Origin of the sequence: Bacillus sp. FSL W8-0102, assembly GCF_038007225.1 — a bacterium.
GTDB lineage: Bacteria > Bacillota > Bacilli > Bacillales > DSM-4216 > Bacillus_O > Bacillus_O smithii.
Window position 1 is genome coordinate 747,501 of sequence record NZ_JBBOWT010000001.1, and the last position, 13,080, is coordinate 760,580.

The window sequence follows — 13,080 nt, forward strand, 5'->3', positions numbered from 1 at the left end:
TTCATTCGATGACAGATTGGATAAAGGCCTGTTTTTTCTTTTGCAGAGGGCGGTAAAAATCGCTTTTGTAATCGCATGAGGGTTTATTTCTCCTAAAATATACATTTAAGCTCAATTGATGAGGATTTTAAGCTTTTTGGTGAAACGGATATCAGCAAAACATCGGTTCTCGTAATCAAAAAAAGAGCAAAGAGTCAAAGGCGTATGTATTAAAGGGGAAGGTACTTTTATAGGTTGGAATAAAGCACGATCTCTTACGGTTCAATTAACTGAATTCACTTTATTTATGAAATTTTTTAAAATATACTTTACTAATCGGAATAATATGATTAAAATAAAAAAACAAAATAACGTAGAATTGACGTTCAATAACTCCTGATGCATCTATGTTCGGGAGCTTTTTATTTTTTATTAAAAAAGGGGTGGAGAAGATGAACATTGATCATATTGAAGCTTTTATGTATGTCGTCCATTTTAACAGCATTCATAAAGCAGCGAACGCTTTGTTTTTATCACAGCCAACGGTTACGGCGCGGATCAAAGCATTGGAACGAGAATTGGATACAGAACTGTTTGAACGGGAGGGTAGAGGCATCAAGCTGACGGAAAAGGGGGAAATGTTTATTCCGTATGCTGAGCAGATTATCCGCACTTTTCAGCAAGGAAAAAAACTATTGAAAAAAAGAGCGGATCAGGAAGAGGTAGTCATTGGGGCCAATATCATTACATCTCAATATTTTATCCCCATTGCACTGCCGCTTTGGAAAAAAGCACATCCGGAACTCCGGTTTAAATTTATTTCAGCGTCTAACGAGGTGCTAGTAGATAAGCTGCTCCAAAAGCAGATTGATGTGGCGTTCATGAAAGAAGTGTCGCATCAAGCATTGCAGCATCAACCGCTTCTTGACAATTCAATACGGCTTGTCGTAAAGCCGGGACATCCTTTTCAGTTTCAGTCAAAGTTATCCGCACAGCAATTGGCTCTTGAACCAATGGTCTTTTTTGAATGCGGAGCGTTCGACTGGAATCGTGTACACAAAATTTTTGAAGTGGCGAACGTGGAACCGCGAATTGAATTTCACGTGGATCATCTTGAAGTGGCAAAATCACTCATTCAAAGCGGCAACGGGTTCGGATTTCTGCCATATTTATGCGTTAAACATGAACTGGAAACAGGCCAGCTGGTGGAAGTCAATGTCGATCATTTGATGATGCTGAAACAGCATATTCATGGAACATATTATGGACCGGAGCTTCCTTTTTTATGGAATGACATTCTTTTGTCGATTGAACAATTTGAAAAGAATGCTGTTTCATCATTCTCTCAAACAAATTGATAAATTTTATTAATGAATCGCTTAAATCTTTCTATCGCTTGAAGTATTGCTTTTTCGCTATTTCCGATGATAGGATAAATACCAACAAATAAAACAAATTAATCACACCTGTAAACTGAGAATAAAAACAGGAGGAAAATGGATATGAGTTATCAGCTTGGATTGTTAGATCAAAGCCCGATCCTTGAAGGCTTTTCAGCTGTTGAAGCCTTGCAGCAAACCGTTCGCTTGGCCCAAAAAGCAGAAGAATGGGGTTACTCGCGCTTCTGGGTGTCGGAGCATCATCATTCGGAACAGGTAGCGGGGTCGTCTCCGGAAGTTTTAATGTCATATTTGCTTGCCAAAACGAAGTCGATTCGCATCGGATCAGGAGGAGTCATGCTTCAACATTATAGTCCTTTTAAAGTTGCGGAAAATTTTCATGTTTTGTCTACTCTTGCTCCCGGAAGAGTCGATCTTGGGATCGGGAAGGCTCCGGGCGGCCTGCCGTTATCGACAAAGGCGTTGCAGTTTGGCACCGTGAATGACGGACAAGATTTTGAAGAAAGGTTTCTTTTTTTGAAAAAATTAATTGAAAATTCAGTGGATGAAGATCATCCGCTCGCCGGTATTGAAGCGACACCTATACCGCCGGAAAAACCCAACCTTTTTTTACTCGGGGCCAGTCGCAGAAGCGCTCAGCTGGCAGCTGACCTTCAAGTTCCTTTTGTATTCGCCTTGTTTATTAATGGCGACGTAAAGGTGCTTGAAGAATCGGCGCACGTTTATCGCAACGGCTATCCGGACGGACGTTTTCTGCTATCCCTTGCAGCAGTCGCTGCCGATTCGCAAAAAGAGGCCGAAGAACTGGCGAAAGATCAAAAAATGTATAAAGTCCATCTGCAAAGCGGACGTATTGTCACGGTCTCTACATTGGAACAAGCACATGCTTTCGGCAAACAAGCGGAGCAATCTTATGAAGTAGAGGAACAAGCGAGCTATATCATTGCCGGAACCTCCGTCTATGTAAAAAAAATCTTAAATAAATTCCATGCATCCTATCAAGTGGATGAATTTATTTTGCATTCCCCTGTTCAAAAGGTAGAAGAACGGATTCGGTCTTTTCAGCTGTTAAGTCCAAACGGCTCGAATGACAACTCTTTAACCGAAGAAGAGGGTGAAACTTATGTCTCATAAAAAACAGATTCAATTTGGGATTATGTTGCACGGCCCGGGAAGTCATATGAACGCCTGGAAAGATCCAAGTGTTCCAAAAGATGCCAGTGTTAACTTTCAGTATTACAAGTCTATTACTCGACAAGCTGAAGAAGCCGGATTTTCTTTCGCTTTTGTTGCAGATGGACTATATATAAATGAAAAATCCATTCCTCATTTCTTGAATCGGTTTGAACCCATCACCATCTTATCTTCTCTCGCGTCAGTAACATCGAGAATAGGGCTGGTCGGTACGATATCAACCACTTACAGTGAGCCATTTACGGTTGCCCGCCAGTTAGCATCGCTGGATAAAATCAGCGAGGGACGTGCTGGATGGAATGTTGTCACTTCTCCTTTAGAGGGATCTGCAAAGAACTACAATAAAGGTGAACATCCATCGCATTCTCTACGATATGAGATAGCGGCAGAATTTTTACAAGTAGTAAAAGGATTGTGGGATTCATGGGAAGACGATGCTTTTATACGAAATCGGCAAACCGGACAGTTTTTTGATCGAAATAAGGTTCATGTATTGAATCATAAAGGTCGTTTCTTTTCTGTCGAAGGACCGTTAAATATTGAACGTTCGAGTCAAGGGCAGCCCGTCATATTTCAAGCAGGTTCTTCTGAAGCCGGTAAAAATTTGGCTGCAAAAGAGGCGGATGCTGTTTTTACCAATGCAGAAACGCTCGAACAGGCCCAAGCTTTTTATAAGGATGTAAAACTGCGGGCAGAAGCAAACGGACGGAGCAGAGACGAGATTCTCATTTTCCCGGGGATTCATCCGATTGTCGGTGCAACTATAGAAGAAGCGGAAGAAAAATACGAAGCGATTCAAAACCTTGTGTCGATTGAAGAAGCTCTCGATTATTTAGGACGATACTTTGATCACTTCGATTTCAGTGTATTTCCGCTTGATGAGCCGTTTCCTGATATAGGCGATGTCGGGAAAAATAGCTTCCGGTCGTCAACCGATCAAATTAAGCAAAATGCCCGCGAAAAGAACTTAACGCTTCGAGAAGTGGCCTTGCAAGTTACGACACCGAAAAGCGTTTTTTTCGGTACGTATGAGCAAGTAGCCGATCAATTGATTGCCTGGGTGGAAGGAAATGGAGCGGATGGATTTATTTTTGCCCCGCCTGTTCTCGGCAGCGGCTTAACCGATTTTATCCGGCACGTCATTCCGATTTTGGAAGAACGCGGCTACTACAGCAGGGAGTACAGAAGTGAAACATTAAGAGGAAACTTAGGACTGCCGTTTAAAGAAAATCGCTATGTAAACAAAAAAGAAAATCATTTTATTAACTAGGGAGGAACGATAAATGGGAGAGAAAGCGTTATCAGTAGTGGTTTGGGCAAAAGAAGGATGTCGTTATTGTGAAGAAGTAAAACAATTTTTAGAAGAAAAAGGTATTCGTTATCAAACGGTGGATGTAACCAATCATGATGAACTCCGTGATATTTTAGAAATTAAATATGGTATCTGGCATGTACCAATTGTTGAAATCGGTCGTGGAGACGTGTACGAAGGTATCACGCAAATCGGGATCACAAATCTTGAAAAAGCATTGAGTACTCATTAGTAATCATATGTTTCATTTTTGATTTAAAACCGACTAAATGAATTTGTTTAATGATGATTAATAAAAGTTCGCCTGTCTTTGCGATAAAGCTTTATAAGCGTGCCGGCATATTCATGAGTACAATATAAATTTTTTATATCAAACTAGCTTACTATAGTTGGCAATCTATTACTTTTTGATTGCTATTTGTTGAAAAAGGATGTGTGTTCTTTCATCAAGTGTTTTCCGTTTTTTACAACAAACGATACGAGAAAATGAGCTAACACTGCCCTTTTCGGCAAAAATTATTAAGAACCGATTGTGAGCAGAAATGGTGAGTGGAGGAAAGAGGATGAAGAAAAAGATCTGGTTTATTGTGACATTGCTATTTACATTTTTTCTGGGAGCTTGCTCGCCAAAAGAAGGAGCAGTTTCATCAACTGATGCCAATGCAGATTCGAGTTCCAAAGATACAAAAAAAGGGGTACAAACCATCATCGTTGGTACCGGAACACAGTTTCCTAATATATGCTTCCTTGATAAAAACGGAAAATTGACTGGATATGATGTAGAGCTCGTTCGTGAAATTGACAAAAAACTTCCTGAATATCAGTTTAAATTTAAAACGATGGAATTTTCTAATCTATTATTAAGTCTTGAAACAAGAAAAATTGATTTTATTGCCCATGAAATGGAAGTAAATAAAGAGAGGAAAGCCAAGTTCCTGTTTAACAAAGTTCCTTACAATGTTTTCCCTCTAAAAGTAGTGGTTCATAAAGATAATAACGATATTAAATCGATTAAAGATTTAAGAGGTAAAAAAGTCGTCGTAAGTGCCACAAGCAATGCGGCCGTTTTTCTAGAAAAATACAATAAAGATCATAATGCAGGCATTAATATAGTGTATTCTGGCCAGGGATCAGATGATACAGTCAACCAAATACGTACAGGAAGGGCAGATGCGACCATTTCAACACCATTTGCCGTTGATTTCTTGAACAAATCAGCTGATGCACAAGAAAAAGTAGTGGGCAATACCCTTTCCGACTCGAAAGTGTATTTCTTATTTAGAAAGGATGAAACGAAACTTCAAAAACGTGTTGATGAAGCTCTTCGAGAACTGAAGAAGGAAGGCGTTGTGAAAAAATTGAGCCAAAAATGGCTGGGAGCGGATTACTCAGTTGGGTTTTAATTTGAACGATGAAATAAAAGGAGGGATTTAAGGATTGGGTAAAGCATTTGACATTACATTAGTCGGTGATTTTATACCACAGCTTATTCAATATTTGGGTGTCACTCTTCAAATTTTAGCCGTTTCTATTGTACTTGGAATCATTATAGGAATCATAGCCGCTATCTTGCGGCTTTTCCGCATTCCAATTTTGTCGCAGCTGGTGGTCGTCTATGTTTCTTTTATTCGTGGCACACCGATATTAATTCAGCTATTTTTGATTTTTTACGGTATCCCTTCATTATTTCAATTAATCAATATCGATTTGTCAAAAGTGGATCCTTTATATTCTGTCATTGTTGCTTATGCATTCAATAATGGCGCCGTTTTTTCCGAAATATTTAGAGGAGCCGTGCAAGCCGTTGATTATGGACAAACGGAAGCTGCGTATTCTGTCGGGATGAGTGAGTCGCAAAATTTTTTCCGCATCATTGTTCCTCAAGCCGTTGGTATTGCATTCCCGAATATTGCCAACACCGTTATTAGTTCGCTGAAAGATACATCTTTAGCCTTTACGATCGGTGTGATGGATATGGTTGGTCGAGGAGAAACATTGATTGCTTCCACAACTCACGCACTGGAAGTATATATTTCACTTTCAGTTATTTATTACATTGTGGTTGTCCTTCTTGAAAAAATATTCTGTTGGTTTGAAAAACGGGTAAATCGACATAAGTCCGGGGAAGTTTCTTCGGTATAGCCAAAACGGTGTAAAGGAGGGATGGAATTGGTCATTGATATTCCTTTTATATGGACGGCATTGAAGGAAATTATTAAAGCACTTCCGCTAACTTTGATGCTGACAGTCATACCACTTATTGTTGGATTTTTCATTGGACTGGTTGTAGCTCTTATTCGCGTGTATGAAGTAAAGGGGTTGTCTGCTGTTGCAAATGGATATGTTTCGTTTTTACGAGGAACTCCAATTATTATGCATATAATGCTCATTTATTTTGGGCTGCCGATGCTCCTCCAAGCGGCAGCTCCGAAATTAGCCATTTCATCTATTCCCGTTAGTGTATTTGTACTGACAGCTCTTTCATTAAGTGCCGGCGCCTACTTATCTGAAGTCATTCGCTCAGGCATTATTTCTATTCCGAAAGGCCAGGCTGAAGCAGCGTATTCAGTTGGTATGAGCACGTTTCAAATGATGGTTCGCATTATTCTTCCACAGGCTTTGTCGCAATCCATTCCTAATTTTACTAATATTTTTATCGGTTTTTTGCACACAACCTCTATTGCGGTACCGTCAAGAATTTTGTGTAATGTAAGATAGATAGGGTATCTCTGAAATAGATTTAGAATAGAGGGGAAGACTGGTTTCCTCCATACAGGAGACTGAATATTCAGTCTCCTGTATGGAAAGAGAGAATCCCCCTTATAAAATCAACCTCATTGATTTACATTATTTGGTTAATTATAACGTTCTTCAAACATTCGTTGAAGGGCTTCATGTGCTTCGGCAAATCCTCGCAATTTTCGTCCTGCCCATTTCTCATTAAAATCTTGGATGGTCAAATACACGACTTTTTCAGCGGCTTCTAAACTACTCAAACTGTTCATCGGCTTTAGACGTTTCCGAATCTCTTTGATCGTTCGTTCAATGGCATTGGTCGTGTAAATCACACTTCGAATACTGCTTGGATAATCCATAAATGTAAGGAGGACATCCAACTCATTGGCCCAAGATTGAACTTCTCTCGGATACTTGTTCGACCATTTCGACTCAAACTGTTGAAACATCTGTAACGCCATCTCCTTATTCGGTGCGCGATAAATCAGTTTGAGATCCTCTGCCACTTCAAATTGATCTTTTTTCCGAACACGATTTAAGGTATTACGTACTTTGTGAACGACACAGCGCTGCACATCGGCTTTCGGATAAACCGCCTTAAAGGCTTCCTCTAGCCCCGGAAGGCCATCAAATACGCCCAGAAGCACTTCCTGTAATCCTCTCTTGTAGAGATTGTGGAGAATCTCTTGCCACCCATAGGCACTTTCTTGTCCTCCTACGAAGAAGTCGAGAATTTCACGATACCCTTCTTCGTTTACACCTAACACGACATAAATGACCTCTTTTTCTACCGTATCTCGACGAAGTTTCACGTACAACCCATCCAAATATAAGACCGAATAACGCTTGGGTAGGGGGCGATTATGCCATTTCTCGATGTCTTCCCTTACCACATCCGTGATATGGCTAATCGTTGTTGGTGAGTAGGCATTTCCTAAAATTCGTTCGATAAACTTGCCAATTTCACGCGTACTCATCCCACTTTGATACATCTTGATGACGGCTTCCTCGAGCCAGCCGGTATGGCGTTGGTAAGGGGCAAACAGCTGCGTTTGAAATTCCCCGTTTCGGTCTCTTGGAACAGAAAGTCCTTCGATACGACCATACTGCGTGTCTAGGTTTCGATGGTAATAGCCGTTTCTTCTATTCGACGTTCCCTCTTGTTCCATTTCGAGGAAAGTCTGGATTTCTTCCTTCATGATCAGCTCTAATTTTTCCTTTACAAACTCACGAATAACGTTTTCCAGTTGATTCATCCAATCTATATTCGATATACTTTTAGACATAGGTAGGGTACTCCTTTCTCTAAGATTTTTGCCAAATCAGAGAATACCCTACCTTTTTCTTTTGGTCTAGCCAAATGCTTGACACAAAATTTTATACATCATCTCTATTGCCTTTATAGTTTCAGAAAAAGAATTGACGGGAGCAGCAAAAATTGTTGCATCAAATAATTTAAAGTTCCTCGAAGCATACATCGCAGCGGGAATCATTTATTGGGTGGTTACAATTCTAGTTGAATCGATTTCATTGTTATTGGAGAAAAAAGCCACATTCTATGCTAGGGGAGGGGTTCGATGATTTATTTACACGGTATAAAAAAAGCATTTGGGAATCATGAAGTTTTAAAAGGGATAAATTTGACTATCGAAAAAGGAAAAGTCGTTACAATTCTAGGTCCAAGCGGTTCCGGGAAAACGACTCTGTTAAGGTGCATAAATTTTCTTGAAAAACCGGATGAAGGAATCGTTCAGGTAGGTGATGTAAAGGTTGAAGCAGCCAAAGCAAACAAAAAAGAAATTCTTTCATTAAGAAAACAATCAGCGATGGTTTTTCAACATTATAATTTATTCGCTCATAAAACAGTCCTTGGAAATGTAATGGAAGGACTGATTGTGGCTAAAAAAATGAATAAAAAGGAGGCGAGGGAACGGAGCGAACAGGTGCTTGAAAAAGTCGGATTATTGGATAAATTAAATTATTTTCCAAGTCAACTTTCGGGAGGTCAGCAGCAACGTGTCGGCATTGCTCGTGCTCTTGCGTTAAATCCGGAAGTGATTCTTTTCGATGAACCGACTTCGGCGCTTGATCCCGAGCTTGTCGGAGAAGTACTGGCTGTCATTAAAAATATTGCCGATGAAGGGATTACCATGCTTATTGTGACACATGAAATGAATTTCGCCCGCGATGTATCGGATCAAGTGTTGTTTATGGATGGCGGATTGATTATAGAAAAAGGCTCGCCCTATGAGATTTTTACAAAGCCAAAAGAAGAACGGACACGAAAATTTTTAAAGCGGATTTCAGGGGAACCGTCTGTCAGCTGGCTTCAGGAAACAGCACATTAAATAAGAAGGGAAGGATTGTAAACGTGATCCATAATGTACAGATACGTGACATGTTGGTTGAGGAAAAAGAAGTAGTTCGTCAGCTTCTAATTGACAGCTATCGCCAGTATGAGTCTGAATATCAAGATCCCGATGTTTGGACCGAATATTTAGACCATATTGCGTTTTCTGTGGATAATCCGGATGTGGATCGGATTTTGGTGGCGAGAAGCGGGCGGGATATTCTCGGGACGCTGCAGCTGTTCGAGTCCTCGGAAAAGGCGTATGACCGGCCGGAACTGAACATCTTTTCTCCGATCGTACGGCTGTTGGCGGTTCATCCGAAGGCAAGAGGACATGGAATTGCACAAAAATTGTTAAAAGAGAGTATTCGATATGCGCAATCAAAAGGAGCGGCAAATTTGTATTTGCACTCAAGCGATAAAATGCAAAAAGCCATACAGTTGTATGAATGGCTCGGATTTAAACGAGATAAGTCCAAGGACTTTCAAAACCATGATATTTTAGTTAAGTGCTTTCGATTTGATATTAAAAAGGAGGCATCCGTTTATGAGTCCATCTAGTCTGGAAGACCGCTTAATTGCGATCCGACGCCATTTGCATCAATATCCGGAGTTGTCAAAAGAGGAGTTTGAAACGACAAAATCGATCGAGAAGTGGCTTCGTGAAGAGGATATTGACATCAGAGAAACTTCGCTAAAAACGGGTGTTTTTGCGGACATAAAAGGGAAAACACTCGGGCCTACGATTGCCGTACGCGCGGATATCGATGCACTTCCAATTGAAGAAAAGACAGGTTTGCCCTTTTCGTCCAAAATAAAAGGAAAAATGCATGCGTGTGGCCATGATTTTCATACTGCGGCTGCCATTGGTGCCGCTTATTTATTAAAAAAGCATCAGTCCGAATTAAATGGAACAATCCGTCTTCTCTTTCAGCCGGCTGAGGAATCAGGTGCAGGTGCAGATAAGGTAATCAAAGACGGTCAGCTTGAAAACGTCGATGCAATCATTGGTCTTCATAACAAACCGGATTTGCCGGTGGGGACGGTCGGGCTCAAAAATGGTCCATTGATGGCAGCGGTTGATCGATTTCAAGTGGTCATTCGCGGAACAGGATCTCATGCAGCCTTGCCGCATAAAGGAAAAGATCCCATTATCGCGTCCGCACAGCTTATTACCGCTCTGCAAACGATTGTCAGTCGGAACGTATCACCTTTTCAAAGTGCAGTGGTCAGTGTAACAAAATAGAAGGTGGAAGCACATGGAATGTCATTCCGGAGGATGTAACGCTTGATGGCACAATCCGGACATTTGATTCCGTCATTCGTGAAGAAGTGAAAGAGCGCTTTTATACAGTGGTGGAGCATATTGCGAAGGTTTATGCACAGGAATTTGTGATTCGCTGGTTTGCTGGACCGCCTCCGCTCATCAATGATGAAAAGGTGACTGAAACGGCACGCCGATCAGCGCAAAATCTATCCCTTCATGTCATTGATCCGGAACCGTCAACAGCCGGAGAAGATTTCTCTTACTACTTACAGCAAATTCCCGGAACATTTGCCTTTTTCGGGTCAAACGGAAACGAAGATTGGCATCATCCATCATTTACTGTTGATGAAAAGGCCATTATCAAAGCTGCTTATTTTTTATATGAAACAGCTAAAAACCTGCTTATTGAATACAGCCAAGTTAAGGAGAAACAAAAGAGCCATTCAACTTTCTGAAATGGACCGAATCCCCCGACGTAGACTGATAACAAAAAGACATTTTTCATGTTCTTAAGAGTCTGCATAGAGGGGGATTCTTTATAAAAAAAGGGCCATTCTAAAAAATGATATGTCTTTAAAACACTTTTATATTTGTAAAAAAAGATATGGACATTTTATATAAAATGTATTAAGATAGTACTTGTCTGAAAAACAACTATAAAAACATTAGGCCGATGTGGCGGAATTGGCAGACGCGCACGACTCAAAATCGTGTTCCCTTGTGGAGTGTGGGTTCGACTCCCACCATCGGCATCATACTTAACGAAAAGCCTGTAAAGTCAATGCTTTGAGTCGTTCAGAGCATTGACTTTTTTGTGTGCGCCCGGCATGGGTGTAATCTATAGGGTGAAAGTCCCGAGCTGCGAAGGCAGAAGTAGCAGTTAGCTTAACGCAAGGGTGTCCGTGGTGACGCGGAATCTGAAGGAAGCGGGCGGCAAACTTCCGATCTGAGGAACACGAACTTCATATGAGGCTAGGTCACACTGGGTGAGTTTGCACAACAAAACAAAGCCCTTTCTGCCGAAGGTGATACAGAGTAAATGAAGCAGATGGATGGAAGGAAAGATTACACTCTTACCCGGGGAGGTCTGATGGATACGTGAAGTACCCTTCATAACCTACTTAGTGATAAGTAGCTGAGCCATCAGAAGTCAGCAGAGGTCATAGTACGAATTGGTCTAGAACAATTCGGAAGGACTGAACAATTAAGAGAGAATAGCCCTTTGCATTCAGTGTGTCATGTTGAACACAGAAAACGTAGTACCTCACTTGAGGAAGGAAACGGTGAATTCCGTGGGGGACCTCTTGGAGGGTGGAGTGACCACTGGCATAAGAAGATAAGCTATTCACGGAAGGAAGAATAACAATGCTTTTGAATCAAATCCTGTCACGGGAGAATATGCTTTTAGCTTTACAAAGAGTAGAAAAGAACAAAGGTAGCCATGGAGTAGATATGATGCCCGTACAAAACCTACGTCAGCACATAGTCGAAAACTGGATATCCATTAAAGAAGCAATTCTCAAAGGGTACCTATGAACCAATGCCTGTTCGAAGAGTCGAAATCCCGAAACCTGATGGCGGTGTTCGGTTACTAGGTATTCCAACCGTAACAGACCGTTTGATTCAACAAGCAATTGCCCAAGTATTATCGAGGATATATGACCCTATGTTCTCCGAACATAGTTATGGGTTTCGTTCAAATCGAAGTGCTCATGACGCAGTTAGGAAAGCAAAAGGCTATATCAGAGATGGTTATAGATGGGTAGTAGACATGGATTTAGAAAAGTTCTTCGATCGAGTGAATCATGACAGGCTGATGAGTACATTAGCCAAGACTATTAAAGAAAAGCCACTATTGAAGCTAATCCGCAAATATCTACAAGCTGGTGTCATGATTAATGGTGTGGTATCTAGGACAGAAGAAGGGACGCCGCAAGGTGGCCCCCTAAGCCCTTTACTTTCGAATATTGTACTAGATGAACTAGACAAAGAATTAGAGAAAAGAGGGCATAAATTTGTTCGTTATGCCGATGACTGTAATATTTACGTGAAGTCAAAACGGGCTGGTGAAAGAACCATGGCTAGTGTCAAACGATTTATTGAGGGAAAACTTCGTCTAAAAGTCAACGAGAAGAAATCTGCGGTTGACCGACCATGGAAACGAAAGTTTCTAGGATTTAGTTTTACACCTTCAAAAGAGCCAAAAGTTCGGATTGCCAAGCAAAGTCTAAAACGAATGAAGAAAAAGGTGCGAGAAATCACGTCAAGAAAAATACCATACCCAATGGAATATCGGATTAAGAAACTTAACCAATATCTACTTGGATGGTGTGGATATTTTGCATTAGCAGACACAAAGAGTATCTTTGAAGATTTGGATGGCTGGATTCGACGAAGACTCCGGATGTGTTTATGGAAAAACTGGAAGACCTCAAAGACCAGGATACGCAACCTCATAAAACTAGGAGTTCCTGAATGGAAAGCTTATGAATGGGGGAACAGTCGCAAAGGTTATTGGCGAATCTCAAAAAGTCCCATATTACACAGAACCCTTGGAAACTCCTATTGGAGTAACCAAGGGCTTAAAAGTCTACAGAAACGTTATGAATTCTTGCGTCATTTATCTTGATTGAACCGCCGTATACGGAACCGTACGTACGGTGGTGTGAGAGGACGGGGGTTAATCACCCCCTCCTACTCGATTCTAGTCGATGAATGACATAAACGGATGAAGAGTGACAACGTCCACGTCATCCAATTGCTGCTAGCTGACCAAAAAAGTTTGTGCTTAAAAAGAGAGGGGTTTGTCGTTCAAATGAGATGTTGTCATTTTTTCATTCAA

General features: G+C 40.9%; 10 protein-coding genes, 1 tRNA gene and 2 pseudogenes. 12 read left to right on the plus strand and 1 reads right to left on the minus strand.

The features are described from left to right. Nucleotides 1-431: 431 nt before the first annotated feature. From N1I87_RS03635 to N1I87_RS03665, 7 genes are all read left to right on the plus strand, one after another. Complete coding sequence (locus N1I87_RS03635) at nt 432-1,337, plus strand: LysR family transcriptional regulator (RefSeq protein WP_341095252.1); 906 nt, start codon at nt 432-434, stop codon at nt 1,335-1,337. A 144-nt stretch (nt 1,338-1,481) separates the two neighbouring features. After that, nucleotides 1,482-2,513, plus strand: coding sequence for an LLM class flavin-dependent oxidoreductase (locus N1I87_RS03640; protein WP_341095250.1), 1,032 nt, complete (start codon nt 1,482-1,484; stop codon nt 2,511-2,513). Continuing rightward, nucleotides 2,503-3,843, plus strand: a complete 1,341-nt coding sequence (locus N1I87_RS03645; RefSeq protein WP_341095248.1) for an LLM class flavin-dependent oxidoreductase — start codon at nt 2,503-2,505, stop codon at nt 3,841-3,843. Before N1I87_RS03640 ends, N1I87_RS03645 begins: the two co-directional genes overlap by 11 nt. Nucleotides 3,844-3,856: 13 nt before the next feature. Beyond that, nucleotides 3,857-4,117 (plus strand): glutaredoxin family protein, encoded by a 261-nt coding sequence (locus N1I87_RS03650; protein ID WP_341100679.1) that lies wholly within the window; start codon nt 3,857-3,859, stop codon nt 4,115-4,117. A gap of 331 nt (nt 4,118-4,448) precedes the next feature. Then, nucleotides 4,449-5,288, plus strand: a complete 840-nt coding sequence (locus N1I87_RS03655; RefSeq protein WP_048622751.1) for an amino acid ABC transporter substrate-binding protein — start codon at nt 4,449-4,451, stop codon at nt 5,286-5,288. A gap of 34 nt (nt 5,289-5,322) precedes the next feature. Further along, a complete protein-coding gene (locus N1I87_RS03660) occupies nt 5,323-6,027 on the plus strand; it encodes an amino acid ABC transporter permease (protein WP_327803577.1) in 705 nt (234 codons plus the stop codon). A gap of 21 nt (nt 6,028-6,048) precedes the next feature. Further along, nucleotides 6,049-6,603, plus strand: coding sequence for an amino acid ABC transporter permease (locus tag N1I87_RS03665; protein ID WP_341100681.1), 555 nt, complete (start codon nt 6,049-6,051; stop codon nt 6,601-6,603). A 137-nt stretch (nt 6,604-6,740) separates the two neighbouring features. On the opposite strand, the gene N1I87_RS03670 is transcribed toward N1I87_RS03665, so the two are convergent. Then, entirely contained in the window at nt 6,741-7,907 is a 1,167-nt protein-coding gene (locus N1I87_RS03670; protein ID WP_341100373.1) for an IS256 family transposase, read from the minus strand. A gap of 291 nt (nt 7,908-8,198) precedes the next feature. Between N1I87_RS03670 and N1I87_RS03675 the strand changes: the two genes are divergently transcribed. The 5 genes and pseudogenes from N1I87_RS03675 to ltrA all read left to right on the plus strand — a co-directional run bounded on the left by N1I87_RS03675 (nt 8,199) and on the right by ltrA (nt 12,867). Then, complete coding sequence (locus N1I87_RS03675) at nt 8,199-8,969, plus strand: amino acid ABC transporter ATP-binding protein (protein ID WP_341095243.1); 771 nt, start codon at nt 8,199-8,201, stop codon at nt 8,967-8,969. A gap of 23 nt (nt 8,970-8,992) precedes the next feature. Continuing rightward, the gene (locus N1I87_RS03680) at nt 8,993-9,532 is read left to right on the plus strand and encodes a GNAT family N-acetyltransferase (protein WP_327803580.1); all 540 of its coding nucleotides are present in this window, start codon (nt 8,993-8,995) and stop codon (nt 9,530-9,532) included. Next, nucleotides 9,519-10,693, plus strand: a pseudogene (locus N1I87_RS03685) (amidohydrolase). The gene N1I87_RS03680 and the pseudogene N1I87_RS03685 overlap by 14 nt, the downstream one beginning before the upstream one ends. Before the next feature lie 214 nt (nt 10,694-10,907). Further along, nucleotides 10,908-10,990: transfer RNA gene (locus tag N1I87_RS03690), tRNA-Leu, on the plus strand. 613 nt (nt 10,991-11,603) lie between these two features. Further along, nucleotides 11,604-12,867: pseudogene (gene ltrA, locus N1I87_RS03695) on the plus strand (group II intron reverse transcriptase/maturase). Nucleotides 12,868-13,080 lie beyond the last annotated feature (213 nt).

Coding starts and splice junctions, on each gene's coding strand:
- N1I87_RS03655 (WP_048622751.1), top strand. CDS start 4,449: ATGAAGAAAAAGATCTGGTTTATTGTGACATTGCTATTTACATTTTTT.
- N1I87_RS03640 (WP_341095250.1), top strand. CDS start 1,482: ATGAGTTATCAGCTTGGATTGTTAGATCAAAGCCCGATCCTTGAAGGC.
- N1I87_RS03650 (WP_341100679.1), top strand. CDS start 3,857: ATGGGAGAGAAAGCGTTATCAGTAGTGGTTTGGGCAAAAGAAGGATGT.
- N1I87_RS03645 (WP_341095248.1), top strand. CDS start 2,503: ATGTCTCATAAAAAACAGATTCAATTTGGGATTATGTTGCACGGCCCG.
- N1I87_RS03665 (WP_341100681.1), top strand. CDS start 6,049: ATGGAATTGGTCATTGATATTCCTTTTATATGGACGGCATTGAAGGAA.
- N1I87_RS03675 (WP_341095243.1), top strand. CDS start 8,199: ATGATTTATTTACACGGTATAAAAAAAGCATTTGGGAATCATGAAGTT.
- N1I87_RS03670 (WP_341100373.1), bottom strand. CDS start 7,907: ATGTCTAAAAGTATATCGAATATAGATTGGATGAATCAACTGGAAAAC.
- N1I87_RS03635 (WP_341095252.1), top strand. CDS start 432: ATGAACATTGATCATATTGAAGCTTTTATGTATGTCGTCCATTTTAAC.